The 20,616-nt window shown below is 40.0% G+C and carries 19 protein-coding genes; 1 reads left to right on the plus strand and 18 read right to left on the minus strand.

Annotated elements, in window-relative coordinates; translation table 11 throughout:
* Positions 1–4 precede the first annotated feature (4 nt).
* The 9 genes from A361_RS15980 to A361_RS16020 all read right to left on the minus strand — a co-directional run bounded on the left by A361_RS15980 (position 5) and on the right by A361_RS16020 (position 11,959).
* A complete protein-coding gene (locus A361_RS15980) occupies positions 5–1,039 on the minus strand; it encodes a DNA sulfur modification protein DndB (protein ID WP_019382197.1) in 1,035 nt (344 codons plus the stop codon).
* Positions 1,036–2,160 (minus strand): DNA sulfur modification protein DndB, encoded by a 1,125-nt coding sequence (locus A361_RS15985; RefSeq protein ID WP_236887892.1) that lies wholly within the window; start codon positions 2,158–2,160, stop codon positions 1,036–1,038. Before A361_RS15985 ends, A361_RS15980 begins: the two co-directional genes overlap by 4 nt.
* Before the next feature lie 385 nt (positions 2,161–2,545).
* Positions 2,546–3,523 (minus strand): carbohydrate kinase family protein, encoded by a 978-nt coding sequence (locus A361_RS15990; RefSeq protein WP_019382199.1) that lies wholly within the window; start codon positions 3,521–3,523, stop codon positions 2,546–2,548.
* Positions 3,524–3,533: 10 nt separating this feature from the next.
* The gene (locus tag A361_RS15995; protein ID WP_019382200.1) at positions 3,534–5,024 is read right to left on the minus strand and encodes a glycoside hydrolase family 32 protein; all 1,491 of its coding nucleotides are present in this window, start codon (positions 5,022–5,024) and stop codon (positions 3,534–3,536) included.
* A 55-nt stretch (positions 5,025–5,079) separates the two neighbouring features.
* Positions 5,080–6,510 carry a PTS transporter subunit EIIC gene (locus tag A361_RS16000; RefSeq protein WP_019382201.1) on the minus strand — a complete coding sequence of 477 codons (1,431 nt, stop codon included), beginning with the start codon at positions 6,508–6,510 and terminating at the stop codon, positions 5,080–5,082.
* Between the two features lie 220 nt (positions 6,511–6,730).
* Positions 6,731–7,720 (minus strand): LacI family DNA-binding transcriptional regulator, encoded by a 990-nt coding sequence (locus A361_RS16005; RefSeq protein WP_019382202.1) that lies wholly within the window; start codon positions 7,718–7,720, stop codon positions 6,731–6,733.
* A 784-nt stretch (positions 7,721–8,504) separates the two neighbouring features.
* A complete protein-coding gene (locus A361_RS16010) occupies positions 8,505–10,112 on the minus strand; it encodes an N-acyl-D-amino-acid deacylase family protein (RefSeq protein WP_019382204.1) in 1,608 nt (535 codons plus the stop codon).
* 54 nt (positions 10,113–10,166) lie between these two features.
* Positions 10,167–11,663, minus strand: a complete 1,497-nt coding sequence (gene panF, locus A361_RS16015; RefSeq protein ID WP_019382205.1) for a sodium/pantothenate symporter — start codon at positions 11,661–11,663, stop codon at positions 10,167–10,169.
* A gap of 11 nt (positions 11,664–11,674) precedes the next feature.
* Positions 11,675–11,959: a YhdT family protein gene (locus A361_RS16020; RefSeq protein ID WP_019382206.1), complete on the minus strand. Its 285-nt coding sequence runs from the start codon at positions 11,957–11,959 to the stop codon at positions 11,675–11,677.
* Positions 11,960–12,438: 479 nt separating this feature from the next.
* On the opposite strand from A361_RS16020, the gene A361_RS16030 reads away from it, so the two are divergent.
* Positions 12,439–13,803 (plus strand): D-serine ammonia-lyase, encoded by a 1,365-nt coding sequence (locus tag A361_RS16030; RefSeq protein ID WP_019382208.1) that lies wholly within the window; start codon positions 12,439–12,441, stop codon positions 13,801–13,803.
* Between the two features lie 103 nt (positions 13,804–13,906).
* Here the strand turns inward: A361_RS16030 and A361_RS16035 are convergent, their stop codons facing one another.
* From A361_RS16035 to A361_RS16075, 9 genes are all read right to left on the minus strand, one after another.
* A complete protein-coding gene (locus A361_RS16035) occupies positions 13,907–14,767 on the minus strand; it encodes a DUF421 domain-containing protein (RefSeq protein ID WP_019382209.1) in 861 nt (286 codons plus the stop codon).
* 31 nt (positions 14,768–14,798) lie between these two features.
* On the minus strand, positions 14,799–15,005 hold the full coding sequence (locus tag A361_RS16040) for a DUF1657 domain-containing protein (protein WP_019382210.1): 207 nt from the start codon (positions 15,003–15,005) through the stop codon (positions 14,799–14,801).
* Between the two features lie 12 nt (positions 15,006–15,017).
* On the minus strand, positions 15,018–15,368 hold the full coding sequence (gene spoVAE, locus A361_RS16045) for a stage V sporulation protein AE (protein ID WP_019382211.1): 351 nt from the start codon (positions 15,366–15,368) through the stop codon (positions 15,018–15,020).
* A complete protein-coding gene (gene spoVAD, locus A361_RS16050) occupies positions 15,365–16,384 on the minus strand; it encodes a stage V sporulation protein AD (RefSeq protein ID WP_019382212.1) in 1,020 nt (339 codons plus the stop codon). Before spoVAD ends, spoVAE begins: the two co-directional genes overlap by 4 nt.
* Positions 16,384–16,863, minus strand: a complete 480-nt coding sequence (gene spoVAC, locus A361_RS16055) for a stage V sporulation protein AC (RefSeq protein ID WP_019382213.1) — start codon at positions 16,861–16,863, stop codon at positions 16,384–16,386. The genes spoVAD and spoVAC overlap by 1 nt, the downstream gene beginning before the upstream one ends.
* 16 nt (positions 16,864–16,879) lie before the next feature.
* On the minus strand, positions 16,880–17,347 hold the full coding sequence (locus tag A361_RS16060) for a YhcN/YlaJ family sporulation lipoprotein (RefSeq protein ID WP_019382214.1): 468 nt from the start codon (positions 17,345–17,347) through the stop codon (positions 16,880–16,882).
* An 81-nt stretch (positions 17,348–17,428) separates the two neighbouring features.
* On the minus strand, positions 17,429–17,632 hold the full coding sequence (locus A361_RS16065; RefSeq protein ID WP_019382215.1) for a DUF1657 domain-containing protein: 204 nt from the start codon (positions 17,630–17,632) through the stop codon (positions 17,429–17,431).
* Positions 17,633–18,645: 1,013 nt separating this feature from the next.
* On the minus strand, positions 18,646–19,509 hold the full coding sequence (locus A361_RS16070; protein ID WP_019382217.1) for a MurR/RpiR family transcriptional regulator: 864 nt from the start codon (positions 19,507–19,509) through the stop codon (positions 18,646–18,648).
* A gap of 202 nt (positions 19,510–19,711) precedes the next feature.
* Entirely contained in the window at positions 19,712–20,608 is an 897-nt protein-coding gene (locus A361_RS16075; protein ID WP_019382218.1) for a serine hydrolase, read from the minus strand.
* Positions 20,609–20,616: the final 8 nt, after the last annotated feature.

A 20,616-nucleotide genomic window follows, 5' to 3' on the forward strand; every position in this document is an offset into this window, starting at 1 on the left:
ATGCTCACCTCCTTTGCGTCTCCAGCCAATTGGCCATCTCCTCTATATTTCTCTTGCTTTTATCCAGGTAAAAGAATTCTCCTCTTGCCATTCCGTCAAATCTTCTCCACTCCGGATTCGTGCTGCTCCAGTTCACTTCCTTTATGCTATCCATTCTCTCAGACAGACTTTGTTTTTTGGCAGAAAGGGATTGGTTTTCCCAGTCTTTAATTGAGTATAACGATACGGCCTGAATAAGCGAAAAGCTCGCCAGCATGGTTTCTTGATAGTTTCCGATTCTTTTAGGAGATTCAAAGGTGAAGAGTTTATCGAACCAGGAATTTACGATATCCATATAGGATTCATCCTCTACACCGGTATTCTCCTTCCATTCATCCGATCTGCTTAACAGCTTGCCTGCCATAAAAGTGGCCACAAGCAAGCGCAGCTGGGAGAGTGAGAGGAACTTTTTATTAGCTGGCCGAATAATAGCCCTTTTTTCGGTTTCCACACCTGCTTCTATTAAGTTTGCATTGGATTGAAGAATCCGGTTGGTAATCCCGTTTAAGCGGTCTCTGGAATCATAGGCGATTCGCTTGGACAATGCCACCTGTTTCCCTTTTGTGTTTAGATCAATAAAAAGCTGGTTTTCCTCATCTATGGAGAGGCCTTCAAGGACCTGAATGGAAATCTCTGTCTTTTCCAGCATATATTGAAGATGATAAGCATTCCGGATCTCTTCGTCCTTTTCACTTTTCATGCTCATAAAAATTTGATCCTCGAGCTGAAGCAGGGCTTTCATCCGGTGTGATCCATCTACGATTTTTAATCTGCCTGGAATTTGTCCTCCTAACATCCCCTCTTCTGCTGCGGCAACCAGCGGCGGCATATATATTTCTCCCCCTGCAGCATTCGAGAAAATATACTTTTTAATCCGTCTGACCTGAAGCTGATTCGTGTCTCTCAGAATAAGCCTTTCATCTTTATGCATATTGACAAGTTCGGAAACAGACACCGCTATAAAAGTCTGCCGCTTAGTGAAAATATCATGAACAATCACGGCTTCAGCCCTCCCTGTTCGATTTTCTTTTTGAATTCCAATGAGGTCTGCTGGATTTTTCTCGTGGCAGAATGGCCTTTAATTTTGGAAGACACCGGGTCTAACAAATGCCGGAACATCGGATCATCGTGCTTCCAGCTGCACTCGAATTTTAAGTGTTTGAGTTCGTGTATAGCTTCTTTGCAGGATAAGTTATGAGTCCTGGTCAGCTGGTTGGCACAATAAGCAAGAGCAATTTGCACACCGGAGTAACCGCTAACAAATTTAAATCTGTTAGCGCTTCTCTTCGGGAAAATCTGCTGCCATACTTGAAAAAATTCGACTGCAATCTCTTCTGCTTCCTTCGGATTGCATCTGTAATATGGGGGACCTTTTTTTACAGTCAAAATACCTTCAAACAAGGCAATGATGCATCTCTTCATGGTGGCTAATGATGTAAGTGCGGAGTTGTGAATGGAAATTCTGGAAAGGCTTTGTTCTATTTCAAAGATTGACTGAAGCTTCGCTGCAACAGTTCTTGTCAGCTCAGTATATGGGTCACGCTGATCATAAAGCATGATCTGCCCGATGTGAGCTTCTCTTCTTTCAGTATTTATGTCTGTGAAAAGCTGTTTCTCCTCAGAGGCTGTCAAATCCAGGAATACCTGCATGGCAACGGGATATTCTTTCAATCTTTCAATATAAGTCTGCAGTTTGATTGCTTCATCCAGCCTGCCTGTTTCTTCCGCTGATTCTTTTCTGGATTTAAGATGGCTTATGGCGGATGAAAAACTCGCGCTTCTGTGCTGTCCATCAATGATGTAAAGCTTGCTTCCGGGAGTCAGTTCCCATCCATCCTCCGTTTGGCGAATCGCGCCTCTGGCCGAAAACACAAATGGGGAAAAGTAAAAATCCCTGCCTTCTTCAAGCGATTGGATGATAAACTCTCTAATCTCCACCCGCCTTTTTGGATCCAGCTTTCTCTGAACTTCCTCATCCACTTCAAAAACAGCTTCCAAAGTCGCATACCGCAGCTGAGTAGCCAGTACTTTTTTACCGAATTGATTGTAAGCTGATCCCATAATTCTGGTTAATACGCCAATATCTGTCATATTTCTCACCCCGAGATTTATTATAGGCATGTTGTCTGATTATTGTAAATTCATTTTTCACCATCACACTCGCTCCGTTCTTTCTAAGGCCTGATTTTAATAAGTCAGCCTGCTTTCATACTATTGACGGAAGCGGAAAGACAAGATAAAATATGCAGCTAAATTTTCGAACCTAGCGTGAGACTTTTATTTGTGATTTATGTCACAAACACCTTCTTGAAACACTCTTTTCAACCTTTCTAAAAAAAAACAGATATAAAAGAAAACAAATTTTCCTCTAATTTCGAACATTTTGTGACAGCATGAATGGATGTTTCCTTCTGCTTAGAAATGCACTTTCATAATCAAAAAAGCATAATCTCCTCATACGGAAATTATGCTTCATTGCATCTTCTTTTAATATCAACATGGGGTGTCATCTTTCCTGTTCTTTTATAAGAGCCAGCACCTTTTCCTTAACAGGCAGTGCCGGTATAGCCCCCTTGCCTGCAGCGGTTAAGGCCCCGCTTGCATTAGCAAACAGCAAAATGTCTGCATGCTTTTCTCTTAATATACTTAACACATTTTCAGGGTTTGCATTAGCTTCCAGAAGCTTGAATAAAAATCCGCCAATAAATGCATCTCCTGCACCAGTGGTATCCTGGGCATCTACTGTGAATCCCGAAGAGTCCCATTTATCAGCTTGTGTATATAATTCGGCTCCATCAGCGCCCTTTGTATAGACCACAGCCTGAACATCTCCCTTGAAGAGTGAAGCAATCGCTTCATCCTCATCACTGATTCCGGTGATGAATTCCAGTTCTTCATCCGAAACCTTCAAAATATGAGCATGGGGCACAAATTCAAGAATGGCAGCCCGGCAATCCTCTGGATTCTCCCATAACGGCAGTCTGACATTCGGATCAAAACTGACAAGACCGCCCTTTTTCTTCATTACTTCCACAGCTCTCTTATGGGCTATTTTCATTGGGCTATTGACCAGGTCCACCGAGCAGAAGTGCAGGATATCCCCTTCACCAAACCACTCTTCCTGCAGCTCCGATTCTTCAAACAGCAAATCTGCAGAGGGTTTCCGGTAGAAAGAAAAATCCCGCTCACCGTTTTCTTTCAGAGAAACAAACGCAAGTCCTGTGTTCGCTTCGCTGGTGCGGAGAATCTTGTCTGTCTCCACCCCAGCGTTTTGAAGCTGTTCAATCAGAAAATCGCCAAATGCATCATAACCGAGCTTTGTAATCATCGATGCATTGTGTCCAAACTTTGCCACAGCCGCAGCAACATTAGCCGGCGCACCGCCCGGGGCCCGCTCAAAAGCAGTGACATCCTTTAATGCATCCCCCTTCTCGAGCGGGATAAAATCTATTAATACTTCACCTATCGAGTATAATTTCGTCATGTTCTCACCCTTAACGTGTAATGCCTTGCTTTAACTCATGCTTCGTATAAGTGCAGCTGACTTTTTTGTCGCTGAACAATCTGATTCCGTTAGACCCTTTTCCAGGAAAGACTCTTGCCGTGAACACTGCTTCCCCATCATTGATAAAAATCTCAGCAATACTGTGGTCAACAAATACTTGAACTCTTACAGAAGAATCGATTTTCAGTTCTGAGCTCCTTACAAAACCGTATTCCCCGCCAAATGAGGATGCAAATTTTTCCCGGTTCAGACTCACAGCTTGTGAGCTGCGGTCAAACTCAAGCACTAAACCCTCTTTTTCAGAAGCAAAAAGCTCAATCCCAAATACATCAGCATCTAGTGTATCAAAATTAAATTCGAGCTCGTGCTGCCCGATTCCTTCATCAATTATCAGGCTTCCCGACTCAATGGACACGCTGCTCGTTTCCGACTTTACGCGAAGCTGCTTCAGCATATCTGCCGGTCTTTGAGCAAGCTTCCCATCGACAAGACACAGCTCACGCGGAATTGACAGGCAATGCGCCCAGTCTTCCTTATCACTCGGATAATCGATTTCACCCATTCCGGCCCATGAAAATAACAGGCGCTCATTATGTTTGCCGGCAAAAGTTTGCGGAGCGTAAAAATCAAATCCTTTTTCAAGCTCCTGGAAATGCTCAGGCTCAAATGAAAGAGCTTCTATATCCAAATGGCCCACTGCATACATGACATTATACAGATTATGGTAATCATACCCTTCAGGCTTTAACCCTTGAGGTGAGAAAATCAGCACATCTTTGCCGTCGAGCTCGAAATAATCCGGACACTCCAGCATATACACCGAATCAGGAAAAACAATCTGCAGATTCAGCTCCCCTTTAAATGACCAATCAATGGCATTTTCAGATTCATAGACAATGATGGCACCAGTCAGGTTTTCACACTGTGCACCAAGCAGCATATAGTAGCGACCGTTCTTTTCAAACACCTTTGGATCGCGGACATGCCCGGTATAGCCCTGCGGAACCCCTTCAATAATCGGGTTGTTTTCATATTTTTGAATCTTCCCTTCCTGATCCATGATTGCCAGGCACTGATTCGCCGATCTTTCCTCTGCACTGTATTTGATATTGCCTGTGTAATACAAATAGAGCATTCCGTCCACCTCAAGGGAAGCTCCGGAATAGGCACCATGGGACTCATAATCCTCCACCGGAACCAGTGCAGCCGGGAGACGCTCCCAGTTCACAAGGTCCGCTGATTTTACATGGGCCCAATGCTTCATGCCGTGCATAGCACCGAACGGGTACCACTGATAAAACACGTGGAATTCACCGTTGTAATAGGCAAGCCCATTAGGGTCATTAATTAAACCGTACAGCGGGTGGATATGGTAGGCCGGCTTCCATACGGATTCTGCGGATTTTTCCCGGAGCCTCTCCAGTTCATTCTCTTTTGCGTCATATAACGATCTATACTTCTCTTCTGTATATCTCTCCATACTAAGTCCTCTCCTGTAAAAATAGAGAAGAGAGGAATTTCTCCCTCCAATTCTATTAATCTAAGTTTGGTTTTTTCACTTTAAAGTACACAACCGTCAAAATCGCTCCTACCGCCAGTGCAAGCACATTGGCGATAATATAGTTGATATGTCCGTTTCCTTGTGCCGCCACAATCGCGAAACCAGGCAGTGCAGTCGCACCAAAGCCTAATGCCTTGATTCCTGTCATATATACATACGCTCCTCCGATGGCACCGCCAATACAGCCCATAACGAGCGGAAATCTATATTTCACGTTAACCCCAAACAGTGCAGGCTCAGAGATTCCGAACAATGTCGAACCAAACGCTGAAATGCCAATCTGTTTGGCTTTATCATTTTTCCATAGAGCCAAAGTATACCCAAGCACTGCTCCACCCTGTCCCATTAAAGCAACCGACATCAGCGGCATGATAAAGTTCGATCCTGTGTCAGCAATCAGCTGTGCTTCAACTGCTCCAATGACGTGATGAAGGCCGGTAATAACAATCACCTGCTGGATTCCGGCAAACAGCATGAACCCGACAATGCCTAAGTTATCGACACTCCACATCAGACCCGCGGTAATGCCATCGGATAAGAGACGGCCAAATGGGCCAATAGCCGAGAATAATAGAAAACCAGAAACGACAATCGTTAGAAAAGGCGCAAGGAAAAGCTTGATAATATCCGGCACTTTTCTGCTGAAAAATTGGTCAAGCTTAGCCACAACAAGTCCCATTAACAATGCAATGATAATCCCGCCCTGGAAGGCAACAAGTGAAATCTTTAAGCCGAATAAACTGATGACTTCCGGCTCGACCGTTCCGTTTCCAACTAAATAAGCGTTTGCAAGATCGGGGTGAAGCATAATCGCACCAAGCACTAACCCTAGAACCGGGTTGCCGCCAAAACGCTTTGTTGCTGAATACACAACAAGCAATGGCAGAATCGTAAAGATACCGGTTGACATGATACTGATAAAGCGATTAAAGCCAGCAATGGCCGGATACATTTCAACCACCGGCTGTTCACCGAAAATCCCTTCCTGACTGAGAAGTCCTGTAACCCCCATCAAAAGTGCAGCAGCCAATAAGCCTGGAATAATTTCAACAAACACATCGGATAAAGCCTTAATCCCTTTTTGGAAAGCATTCTGTTTCTGGGCAGATTGCTCTTTTACGTCACCAAGTGACATTCCTGAGATGCCTGCTTCTTCTGTGAAGACAGCATACACATCATTAACTGTACCTGCCCCAAAGATAATCTGCAGCTGATCTCCAGCTACGAACGAACCTTTCACAAAATCAAGCTCTCCAATCGCCTTCGTGTCTGCCAGTGAATTATCTTTCAGAACCAGCCGCAGCCTTGTGGCACAGTGGGCTGCACCTTGAAGGTTTTCCTTCCCTCCAATTAACTTTTGTAATACTTGTACTGTTGGCAGGTATTTGGATTTTATGTTTGCCATTTGTCTATTTCCTCCCCTTTATACAGAAACGGAACCGGTTCCATTTCTGTATAAAAAAATAGTCATGTTTGTTTATTGTCTCTTTGGAACCGGTTCCTTTTCAGTTCAAAAAACAACCCGCCTCTTAACCCTTATATGGATTCGTCGCGCGGGAACCGGTTTCATTAATTTGATTATAGTACAGTTTTCAGTTTTCAACAACCTATTTTTGAAAACGTTATCAGCTTTTTACACTTTTCACGCTCTCACCTTCAATAAAATCAAAACCGGAGACTTGCAAGTTCGGGACCTCTTCGCCATTAGTCAATTTAATAATCGTTTCGGCAGCCATGACACCTGTCTCTTCATTTTTAAAGCGAATGGTCGTTAGGGCAGGATGAATGACTCCTGAGATATTGTATCCGCCAAACCCAGCGATTGAAAAATCCTTCGGCACTTTTTTCCCCAGTTTCGTGATAGTCTTCATCGCCCCAAACGCAATTGTGTCAGTAGCACAAATAATGGCTGTCAGCGAACTCTCCTCGAGCACTTCCTGTGTAACTCTGGCTGCATCCTGCAAATCAAACTGGGACACAAAGGTTTTAACATCAGAGACTCCAGCAGACTTTAAACCCTCCATTATTCCCTGCTTCCGGCGCTGCCCTACGGCTATATCACTTTCCGCCACTCCGATATATGCCACAGCGCGATGCCCTTTTTGTGCAACATACTGGCCCATTTTAAACCCTGCCTGATAATCGTCATTAATAATGCAGGTGACATGACCGACCTCCTGGGCGACGATTAAAACTGGAATTTGTATGGAGTTAATCGTCTCGATGTGCTTTTCCGTTACCCCTGTCGCAATCAGAATAATGCCATCCACTTTTTGGCGTGACAAGCTGATCAGGCTTTCGATTTCACGGTCAACATGCTTGCTTGTGCTAATGATCAAGGTGGTGTAATCCCGCTTTCTCAGCTCTTCATCAATGGCCATAAGCACCGTCGATGTAACATAAGAATCAAGCGTTGGGGCAATTACTCCAATAAAGTTTGTTTTCTTTGCCTTCAGGCTTTGCGCAAACGAATTAGGTTCATACTTCGTTTCCTCAACCACCTTTCTGATTTTGGCTTTTGTCTGTTCGCTTACATGGCCGCCATTCAAATACCTGGAAACCGTACTCTTGGCAACTCCGGCAAGCTTTGCTATATCTTTGATCGTTGTATTCATGGAATGTTCACCTTTTGGATTTAGAATTGCTTATATTATATATGAATAGTTGAAGTAATTATAGAGAGGTGCGTGTGGGAACTATCGTACAGCTGGTAAGATTAGATTTATTCTACGATATTTCAGCTTTCATTACAGTCTTACCGGGATCACTGTTACGACTAACTATCTCACCTGCCGCTGTACCTTACCAAAATCTTTTTTACTTGCAAGATGGCTGGTTTTCAAACGGAAAATTATGCTGTAGTGGATGGTTATTTTATAATTCTATGCCTTGCTTAACTATCCTGTCCTGTTGAAGAAGTGAAAATTAACTAAAACTTTATCAAAAAGTCAAGAAAAAGGACAAGATATTGACATTGCAATATTGCTGCACCTAGTAGATTTCTGAAGGATCCTTATACCCGTCTGGCTAATGCAGTGGACGCTCTACCGGGATTCCACGTAAATCTCAGTAGTTTTTTCTAACTAGATCCTGGATGTAATCTGCCCTGCTTTTTAAAAGGCTAGAAAATTGACGTTAGTCTTTTCTAGCCTTTTTATTTATTAATTATTCTTAATACCATTTTCCCATAAATTTTTTCCAAATACAATTTCGGCTTCAGCTATTTCTTCTAATGGATATATTAATAGTCTTTTTCCCAATTACCTTCACTCTTCATTCTGCTCTGATCTCAGAGGATTTCATTTTGAATAACTTTAATTGAAAGGGAAAAAGACATCATTATCGTCAAGAATTCTTCAATTTGCAGATTTCCGGTAAGTGGTTAAATTCTGTAAATCTTTATACAGAAACATTCTCGGCATATACAGGTTCCCGCCTTAACACTTGACCAGCGGTTACCCCTAAGTACTTCCCTTTTTCTGCAGCCAGCTGTCCGTTAACAATTACATAGTTAATACCTGAGGGCTCTTGTAACGGATCCTCGTAAGTAGCATTGTCACGAATGGTTAGTGGATCAAAAATAACAATATCAGCCGCAAATCCTTCTTTTAATAACCCTCTTTTCTTTAGACGTAACAATTGAGCAGGAGCACCGGTCATTTTACGTATTGCCTGTTCAAGCGTAAGGGCATTATTGTCTCTTACAAAGTGCCCCAATACTCTCGGATACGTACCATATAAGCGAGGATGAGGTTTTCCTCCAAAAATGCCATCAGATCCTACAATTTGTAATGGATGCTGTATTCCACCAGTAATTACTTCTTCATCACCCCAGTGTACAAGCATAGTAATTCCCGCACTTTCTTCAAGAAGAAGTTTGAATGCTGCATCGGCAGGTTCAACATTTAAGAGATTGGCAATTTCCACCATATTCTTTCCTTCAGCCCACCGATTTTTATCCGTTGAGACGGATGTAAGCGTGATATTCTCCCACCCGCAATTCAATACCCAATTTTCATAATCGGAATTATGTTTTAAGTCCTCTTTTATACGGGCTTGTACGCTAGATTCCTTTAGCTTTTCCAACAATTCTGCTGTACCGCCAGAATGCATCCAAGGTGGTAATATAGCATGAAAAACAGTAGACCCTGCTGTATATGGATATTGATCAAATGTTACTTCTATCCCTTCTGACCTCGCTTCATCCATTCTTACTAGAGCCTGTTCATACTTTGATCGATTAATTTTCCCAGCAACCTTAAAGTGGGAAACATGCAGCCGTACCCCCGATTGTCTTGCTACATCAATAACTTCATCTAGCGCCTCTAGTGATTTGTTGCTTTCATTGCGAATATGAACCACAAAGCAACCATCGTACTTCGCTGCACCTTTGCAAATTTCAATTAATTCGTCTTTGCAGGAAAATACATTAGGAGGATAAACCAGGCCTGAAGACAACCCCACAGCTCCCTGTTTCATGCCTTCCTCGACAAGATCCCTCATTTTCTCCATTTCTTCTTTAGTAGCTTGCCGGCCATCAAATCCCATTACCAATGTACGTACAGCTCCATGAGGAACTAGATAAGCTGCATTGCCGGAAATTTTAGATTGATCCAAAAATTCAAGGTACTCTTCAATCGTATTCCATGGCCAATCTCCAATATCGCCGTTTAGCCCCTTTAATTGCTTTTGCCAAAGGGGTTTTGTTTGTTCAGATACAGGCGCTACAGATATCCCGTCCTGCCCAAATAATTCTGTTGTTACCCCTTGCAAAACCTTAATTTTATGAATCTCTGGTTTGGTACATAGAAGGTCCGAGTGTACATGTGTATCGATAAACCCTGGAGTGACAGCCATTTTTTCTGCATCGATAACTCGATTTGCACTTTCATTCTTCAAATCGCCAATTTTACGGATAATACCATCTTTAATCCCAATATCAGATTTTGTCCAAGGATTTTCTGTTCCGTCATAAATACGTCCATTTTTAATGATTAAATCAAACATAATTTTCCTCCTAAAATAATAGATTGATTTTTCTTATATGGATGGAATAAATGCTTACCCTATAGAAGTTTTCTTAATGTGAGGGTTTTCAACTTTTTTGTTTCCCCACATTTTGATGATAATTTGTTCAGATGGCCGAGGAGTTAAACAGCTGACAGCGATCATCAAAATTACGGATAGAGCTGTTGCAGTTACAATGGTTTGCATTCCAAAGGGATTCGGAAAAAGCTCACCAAGAATGATATAGCTGATTAACCCTGTATACATTGAGACAATAGCTCCCCATGCATTAGCTCTTTTCCAATAAAGACCGAATACAATGGGTGCAAAAAAGGTAGCTTCCAGTCCACCTATCGCATAAATTACTAAAAATTGCAGATAGTCTGGTGGTGTTAGAGCAAACAATACCACTCCTAGTCCAATAATCAGGGTAGAGAAATAAGATAACTTAGCTACTTTTCTTTCACTTGCTTTAGGATTGATGTAATTTAAATATATATCTTTTACAACAGAAGCACTCGTCACAAGTAGCATTGAGTTGACCGTTGACATAATAGCTGCTAGCGGAGCCGAAAGTACGAGTCCAGCAACCCATCCCGGCATTATATCTAATATTAATGTCGGCAATGCCATATCTGGTGCTGATAAATCCGGATATAAAACCCTTACAAACGGACCAAGAGTTGCAAAAAATATGGAAAACAACGCCATAATCATTCCACTATAGATTATGGACTTATGCATTGAATCAGTATTTTTGAAGGTCATTCCCCTAACGGAAGCATGTGGTAAACCAATGGCTGCGATGCCAAAAAGCATAAAGTAGGAAAAAAGCATTAATGGTGTTGCTCCTGACGGTCCTGGTAATTCTACCATTTCCGGGTGTTCAGCAACTAGCTTTCCTATTAGGCCACTAAATCCGTCCGTTTTAATTAAAAAGAAAATCCAAAGCAGCACTCCACCAAAAATCATAATGATGCCCTGAATAGCATCTGTTAATGCAACTGCTCTAAAACCACCGTATACAGTATACAGAACAACAGCTAGCCCAAAAATAAGTAATCCAGTTTTATAGGGTAAACCCGTTATTGATTCTAAAATGCGGGCTCCTCCTACAAATTGAGCTACCATATAGGCACTGATAAAAAGGATAACCCCGATAGAACTTCCCAGCACTACCGCTTTACTTTCATATCTTTCCTTGAAAAAATCCGTTAAAGTGACAGCATTAATTTTCCTTGCCACTATCGCAAACTTTTTCCCAAGAATCCCTAATATATATACACCCATTCCAACTTGTGTAAGGAGAATAAGCACCCAGCTAAATCCTGATGTATATGCCACCCCTGGAGAACCGATAAAAGTGCCGGCGCTTGCTGCCGAAGCTAAAATAGTGAAGGTCAATACAAATGGTCCAAGAGATCGGCCTCCAATAAAATAATCCTCCTGAAAGTTTGCATTTTTAACCTTCATTTTCTTGTGAAGAACAATCCCGATTGCAAACGTAGCAATTAAAGTAAGAAATATCGGTATAAGAACATCCCATTTCATTGAGTGAGCACCTACCTTTCATCCTCAGCTTCAATCGACATATCCTTATAAAAGAACTTAATCATGAAATAAGGAAGGATACAAAAAATCGCTGTGCCCATAATCCCTCCCCAAAAGAACCAAGCAGGAAAACCAAGAATATAAGTCATTGAATCTGCGGTTTTGTTAAGCCCAAGCCATAACGATACACCCCCGACAAGAAGAATGTTTATTACAAATAAGCCTACCGTAGCCCACATTTCTCTCGTACATTGGGAATACCTGCTGTCCTCAATAAAATCATCTTGATCACTCACTAAACAATACCTCCTTTTGATGTTTTTACTTCATTTCAATATAAAAATTGACGTTACAACTTCATTTATCAGTATAAATACTCAATATATCATTAGTCAACATAATAATCTTAATTTTTTGATTATTATTAATAAATTGATTGTTAAGAAATATTTCCATGAATCTCATTTTTTCAACTGTAAAGTAGGCAATAAAAAACTTTTGTTGCTGATTTTTGCTTGACGATTTCCACCAATCCAAGGGTATAAACTTTAATCACAGTGTTCTTTTGCCCTCCTCATTAGCACTCATCACAATCGGAGTGTTACGAAAGACATTCTTATCAATAAAACCTTCAAATACAGATATGTTCTCGCTAATTTAACAGCTATTTTCTCCATTAAAATAATGTAAAATAAAAAGAAAAAATTGAAAGTATGATAAAATTTATAAAAATTCAGAAATATATTTCGCACAAAAAATCAGGAGGATAAAAAAGATGAAAGACATTGAAAGAATAGAAATAAAAGCATGGAAAGACAAATATCCTTTACTGAATAAGCTCATATCGACAGAAGAGGTTTTTTGGATCAATCCTAATCTGGAAACGTTTCAAACTGGAATTAAAAAATCTCCCCTTACTCTAGAAGATGTAAAAGATGCAGAGGAAAGGCTGCAACGTTTTGCACCATTTATCTCTAAAGCTTTTCCTGAAACAAAAGAATCCAATGGTATCATAGAATCTCCTTTAGTGAGAATACCTTCAATGAAAAAATCCTTAGAGCAGAATTATCAGCAGCCTATTCCAGGAGAATTATTATTAAAATGCGATAGTCACCTTCCTATATCCGGATCTATTAAAGCAAGAGGCGGGATTTATGAAATTCTCAAGCATGCAGAAAAATTAGCGTTTCAACATCAATTGTTAACCATTCAAGATGATTATTCGATTTTAGATAGTGAAAAATTTCGAACATTTTTTTCACAATACTCAGTCGCAGTAGGCTCGACTGGAAACTTAGGACTTAGTATTGGCATCATAAGTGTAAAATTAGGTTTTAATGTTTCTGTTCATATGTCAGCTGATGCAAAACAGTGGAAAAAAGAATTGCTCAGAAGCAAAAATGTCAAAGTTATTGAATATGAAGATGACTACAGTAAAGCGGTAGAAGAAGGCCGATCCCAGGCATATAGTGACCCAGCATGTTATTTTGTGGATGATGAAAATTCTCAAGACCTATTTTTAGGTTATGCAGTGGCTGCATCTCGATTGAAGCAGCAATTGGAAGAGTCAGGGATCATAATAGATAAAAATCACCCTTTATTTGTTTACCTTCCATGCGGAGTAGGCGGCGGTCCTGGAGGCGTAGCCTTTGGTTTAAAATTATTGTTTCAAGACAATGTTCACTGTTTTTTTGCAGAACCCACCCACTCGCCATGTATGCTGCTCGGCTTAATGACTGGCCTTCATGATAAAATTTCTGTACAAGATATTGGCATTGATAATCTTACAGACGCTGATGGGCTTGCTGTAGGGAGGCCATCGGGATTTGTTGGTAAAACTATAGAGCCGTTTCTAGGTGGAACTTATACTGTCAGCGATGAACTGCTTTATAAGTTATTAAAGGAACTAGTTGATACAGAGGGCATCCAGTTAGAACCTTCTGCATTAGCAGGACTGATTGGACCAAGTAAATTATGCAGTGAAGGTAAAGATTATTTACACATGCACGGTTTAACGGAAGCAATGAATAAGGGTACACATATTGTGTGGGCGACAGGCGGAAGCATGGTTCCTGAAAAAATGATGGCACAATATTATCAAAAAGGGCTGGAATTAGCATCGGGAAATAGAAGCAGATAACTTGACTATAATATAGGAAAACACCCCTTAGTCTGAAATCAAGCTAAGGGGTTAACTAATTAGTTTTAAAATAAAAAGGTCCTGCTTTACTGTTAATGCATCATCATCCTTTTAAAATAGGCATCACTTTATCAATTGCTTTTTGCAGTTTTTCACTATTTTCACTATACATCTGCTTAGCTTCTTTTACTTCGGTTCCAAGAGCAAACAGCTCTAAGTCTGCTTGGCATTTTTTCAGGGTCGAAAGAATTAGGGCTCGATCCTGAGGTGATGGGACTTGTAATTGATCGTCAAACAGGTCTACTGTTAACTCTCCATAGGAGTTAACTTGTCCCAGAAACACATTTTCGACCGTTACACCAAGCTTATCTAATTCAGTGTATAACCAGGCCCGGCTTCGTCCGATCGTGGCAAGCGGTTCATCCATTATAACACCATCCATAATGACAGTCTGAGGCTCTTTGATTGGAGCAATCGCCAAGTTTAGATCCTTTGGTGTTAATGGCTGATTTTCTTTCTTTAGCATGACGGACAAATCTCCAGTCGGCTCTAATACGGCGAATTCTACATCCGCCACTTGATAAACATCCTTCCTGCGAAGCAGCTCCAGTAACTCATCTGTCGTGTATCTTTCCTTTTTCATGTTATCTTCCATGATTTTTCCGTCTTTTATAAAGATAGTTCCTGTACCTTCTACAAAATCACGAAACTTTTTACTTTTTAAGGAAAGTACACCAGAGATAAAGGGTATCGCTGCAAAGATAATAACTCCGATGATCCCGTGAAAAATGCTCCGTTCAAGCCCCATAGCAACCTCAGCACCTATACTCCCAATAGAAATACCAGTGACATATTCAAAGAAAGATAACTCTGATATTTGTTTCTTTCCTAACCATTTCGTAATAAAGAATAAAATTACAACAAATAAAATTGACCGTACGGCAATATCTAACCATGCAGGCACTGATTAACACCCCCAGCAAAAATAATATCTCTTAAAAACCTTTATACTGAAATTCTTCCCGTTCCATTTCACCTATTCGCTTTTTTAAATCCGTTACTACCTCATGGACACTCATCATGGTTTCATGGAGTGTACGCTTTGATTCAAATTCTTGAGTCCTAAGTGCTAAACTGGATAAATCGGCTTCTGCACCTTTAAGGCTGGCAAGAGTCTGTTTTACATTTGATGCAATCGTCATTTAACATCCTCCTTATCCTTTTGGCTTAAAAATAAGGGCTCCCAGCATTCCAAAAATAATGGCAGCTGAAATACCTGAACTGGTTACTTCAAACATTCCCGTGAGTACACCAACTATCCCGTGTTTTTCTGCTTCCTGCATAGCCCCATGCACAAGGGAATTGCCAAAGCTTGTAATAGGTACAGTAGCGCCTGCACCAGCAAAATCAATCAAGGGTTCATATAATCCAAATCCATCTAAAATAGCCCCTGCTACGACAAGAGAACTTAATGTATGTCCGGGTGTCAATTTAAACACATCAAACATAATCTGCCCAATGACACAAATCAAACCGCCTACGGTAAAAGCCCAAAAATAGGTCATATGGATGATTGCCCCCCATATTCAATGGATACTGCATGGGCGATACAAGGGATCGATTCGCTTTGCTGAAAAGAAAGTGGAGATAATAAGGCACCTGTGGCCACGACTAACATTCTTTTAAATTCTCCTTTCTTCATGCGATTTAATAAATGCCCATAAACGACGGTTGCTGAACAACCTGGACCACTTGCACCTGCCAGGACTGGCTGACCCTCCCGATAAATCATAAGACCGCAATCCTGGTATCGCTCTTCACTGATGGAAATTCCATGCTTTTTAAATAAATCAAGGGAAACTTCACGCCCTATTTGGCCAAGATCCCCGGTGACGATTAAATCATAATAAGATGGATCAATGTTTCTTTCCGTTAAATGCGCCTCAATGGTATCTACCGCAGCAGGAGCCATGGCCCCTCCCATATTAAATGGATCTGTTAAGCCCATATCAATTACACGGCCAATTGTTGCAGATGTAACACTTGGTCCTTCACCAGAATCACTTAAAAGGGCCGCGCCAGCACCTGTGACTGTCCATTGGGCAGTAGGAGGCTTTTGTCCGCCATATTCAGTTGGATAACGAAATTGCTTTTCAACTGCTGTATCATGACTGGAGGCTCCAGTCAGTATATATTTAGCTCCATTGGTATTAACGATATAAGCAGCTAATGCAAGCCCCTCCATTGAAGTAGAACAGGCACCAAACAAACCAAAATACGGTGCTCCAATTGTCCGGCTAGCGAAACTGGTTGGCGTTATTTGATTAATTAAATCACCGGCAAAGATAAATTGTACTTGATCCTTTTGGATTCCGCCTTTTTCCATCGCTTTCTGACAAGCTTCTTCAAAAAGGACTTTATGTGCTTTTTCATAGGAATCTTGTCCAAGCCATAAATCAGCATGAAGAGTATCAAAGTCATCCGGTATAGCTCCATTGGCTTCAAAGGGTCCCCCAATAGTTCCAGTCGAAATAATGACGGGCTTTTGTTCGAATATCCATGTACGATGGCCTGCAAGCATTATAAACCACCCCATCTGATTAAAATTGTCTTAATTAAGGCAATGACAAAGGCAGAAAAAACACCGAATAAAATAACCGAACCCGCCAATTTAAATATATTACCGCCTACGCCCAAGACAAATCCTTCGGTTCGATGTTCCATGGCAGGTGATATGACTGCATTGCCAAAACCAGTTACGGGTACCGCTGTCCCAGCCCCCCCAAATTGGGCAATTCGGTCATATACACCAAAACCAGTAAAAAGCATTGTAATAAAAATTAACGTTCCAACCGTCGGGTTGCCGGCCGTTTGCTCTGTAAAATCAAAATAATAAATGTAAAAATCCTGAATAAACTGGCCAATAAGACAGATGAGACCGCCTATTAGAAAGGCTTTTATACAATTTTTCACAACCGGCCTTTTGATTTCGCGCTGTTTTTGCAGTTCCTGGTATTCCTGCTGGACTGGTGAAAGCTGTTTCTTTTGATTATTTGACATGGCTTCGTCCCCCACTTTACGTCTGTTCCTTAATAAGATTTTTAAGTTTTTTCAAATCCTTTTTTAAGTTTTTCTTATTCGTTTTGTTTTTTTGCAGTCTTTCTTCAATTTTTTGGAGTTCCCATAACATTTTTTTATCGGACGAAACGACAACCATGTGATTGGGATACATTTTTTCCAAGTCGGATGTTACGGTCTTCTCGATACTTTTTAAGCGAAAACGGTCGAAATTTTCTACCTTTATCGCCGCTAGAAGCTCCTTATCTGTATTCACAGCCCTAACATCCGTAATTTCGTCCTTAGTTTTAATCTTTTCTTTAGCGTGGTTAGCGATAGATTGATCGAATGGCTTCCCTGTATGTACTTGCGAAACACTAGACTTTTTATTGTTATTATCCAATTGATTTTCATTACATCCAGAGCTTAGTCCGATAATGATTAGCAATAATATAAGAATTTTAAAATTAGCTATGTTGACTTTCATGAAAATCACCTCATTTTATCCATTCAAAATCGGGAAAAAGGTTGGCCGATATCCAACCAACCTTTTGTATCGTGTTAATGATTATTGTTTGTATTGAGGTTCTTCTTGTTCAATTTGCTGAACACGCGGTGAAATACTGTCCACTACGGCTTGAGTTTGTTTAGCGGCATCTTGATACAGCTGCTTCGCTTGTTCATTATCTGTACTAAGAGCAAATGTTTCAAAGCTCGCCTGAGTACTTTTTAGTCCTGCCAGAGCTGTTTTAACGTCATTGATGACTGTCATGAATGGCACCTCCTTTGTTTTTTTAGGACCTTTTTAGAATGCTTTAAAAAACGATTTTTATGCTTAAAATTTTCCGGATAAAACCTGCTTTGGCTAACCAAGCGAGAATTTATGTCAATTCTTTATTAGGGGTACTTTACGGAGAATCGATACGTTTTGTAAGAGATCCACTTTTCACCCTTATGCATTCTTGATGAGATACTATGTCATAGCGAATTTTGTAGTTTTCGATTTTTCAAAGAACAAAAAACAGGATACATCAAAAACCCAGGGAAATTTTAAAGGGAAAATTGTCCGGCATTCGATCCCTGCTTCCACCATCTGAAGAATTTTTTGTCGCGGAAATTTTTTACTCCCCCAAGCATCTCTAAAATATGGAGAAATTGGTCAGGCAGACTTTTACTCATGAGTTATGAGATTCTAAACGAGGAAAGTGTGCGGTTAAAGAAATTAACAAAGACTTATTCCAAAAAGTAACGTACCTATGAAGGGTGTGTATAATTATAAAAAATAATTAAATATTTATGCATTTTTGTATTTAAATTATATTTTGAATCCGTTATAATAATATTGGTCGAACTATTCAAACAGTTGACCCCCTATATTTTGAGCTTAGAGTATTCTAAGCTCACTTTTTTTACAGATAAAAATAAAAAAGAGCTGAACTCAAATTTAATGAGTCAGCCTCAAGAAACAAGATTAAACTTCAATTTATAGTAAAAAGGATTTGTTTCGGCGAATAACCATTCCACAGGTGCGTTTCAAAAAATGGTCATCTTTTACCGTTATTTCTCCGTTCACTAGAACGTGACGAACTCCAACGGGCAGTCTGGAGGGTTTTACGTCCATAATCCCTGGGGCAACTAGAAGCCCCTCAGCGTCAATTACGTTACTCCATCAGATTCTATAAGAGGGCCTATTTCTTCAATTTTACCATTTTTTATACCTATATCTAATGAGGTCCATGGGTTCCCCGTTCCATCAATACATCAAATATATAATTACCCTCTCAATTACATTTTTGTAAATGGAGAAAATTCATCACTTGTCTGATCGTATTCTTCCAACCGCTTTTGGACTTTAGTTTCCTGTGAAGCGGCTATACTTGTAACAAGTAAATTAAGTAAAGCAAAGGTGGGGGTAATCCCTTTTAAAGGAATAGGAGAAGGTGCAACAACCTTGAACAAAATATCGGAAAGCAGTCCTAAAGGGGACAGCTCATCATCTGTTATTGCAAGTACCTTTGCTCCTTTTTTCTTTGCTGCTTTAACAAACGAATTGGTTTCTTTAGTATATCGAGGAAAAGAGATGGCAACCACTAATGTTCTCTCATCGATTAATGATAAGAAATAATTAGCATCCTCTATTTCTCCCCGATATAAAAGTGTATTTCCAACTACAATATTCAGGCTGAATGTCAGCCAATTTGCAGGACCATATGATGAACGGAAGCCGATAACTATCCGCATTTCTGAGTTTATCAATAAATCCACAGCTTTTTTATACTGGCTGTAATCTAATTGCTCTAAAGTTGATCGAACATAAGCGCTATCCTGCTCAATAACGTGTTGAATTAAGTTAATATCTTTTAGAGACTTGGATGTAGATCGAAAATCTTCTATAGGATCTGTCTTATGTAATGAATCTTCTATTAGGGAAGATTGAATTTCTTTTTGCAGTTCGCTATATCCTGAATATCCAAGTGCATATGATAATCTAATTACGGTTGTATCGCTTGTTTGACTAGCGATACCTACCTCTTTTGCTGTTTGAAATGCAACTTCCTTAGGGAAGTCAACGATATATTTTGCTACTAATTTCTGTCTTTTTGTTAGTTTATTAAATAGTTTTCTTATTCTCTCATTATAATTATCCATAAAGTGAACCCTTCCTGATGAGTTAATCTTGGTAAGTTACATCTGAATTGCCTTAGTCACCTTTGAGAAAAAAGAACGTTACACGCTGTAACGCCCTCAGACAATATATTAAAAAATATAAAGGTACCTTCTTATCATATATGGTTTTATTATCAAAATAAAGAAATTTTATAATCTTACATCTTTTCTAAGAGTAAAGCATTTACACGGTTACTTCGGTTCGAAAATAACCATAAGCTGCTCTGGATAATTCAGCAATTTTTCTTGCACCCTCAGCTTCTGATTTGTTGCCAATTGAAAATGCGGAAATGATAAACCTTCCTTTGTTATCTGGCAGCTCCACGATTCCTGCGTCATTTACAACACTTGCAACGGTGCCTGTTTTATGAGCGACAACTGTAGTCGCAGGTAATAAGTAAGGTATCCTATTTCGGAATTGCTGCTTTTCAAGAATTTCAAACATATCATCACAAGCTTTTTCCGAAATTAATTGTTTATTTGCAATCTTTTCTAATAACAACGCCATATCAAATGCAGTTGTTACATTATTATCTATACTTTCTTGGAACACAATCGAATTATAATCAATTTCACCATTTTTAAATCGACGGTTTATTTCATGATAAAGTTCAAGTGAAAATCCTTGTGGCGGAAGTCCAACACATGAACAAAGAAGTTCCCAGCAGCTAAAACGAATGTAAGTATTGTTTAGCCCGACTTCTTTCATATATTGATTTACATTTTCTTTACCTATAATACGCAATATCTTATCTGTTCCAACATTATCACTTACAATGATCATCATTGTTGCTAAATTTTTTATGGTAACATCGATTCCTGGAATTAACTCTTTAAATATACCGGATCCATTTACTAAGTCTGCTTCTTCAAGCCGGATACGCTCTTGCAAATTGACCTTCCCTAAATGAACATCACGGTATAAAGCGGCCAAAATGGGAATCTTAAAGACACTGGCAGCCTGGAAAAAACGGTTCTCATTGATTGCAGCAGTCTCTCCGGTTTCCAAATGTTTAACATATACACCAAAAGTACCACTGGCATCCCGTAAAACTTCTTCTAGACGATCCTGTAAACTCATAGCAAACA

This window comes from Cytobacillus oceanisediminis 2691 (genome assembly GCF_000294775.2).
GTDB classification, from domain to species: Bacteria; Bacillota; Bacilli; order Bacillales; family Cytobacillaceae; genus Cytobacillus; species Cytobacillus pseudoceanisediminis.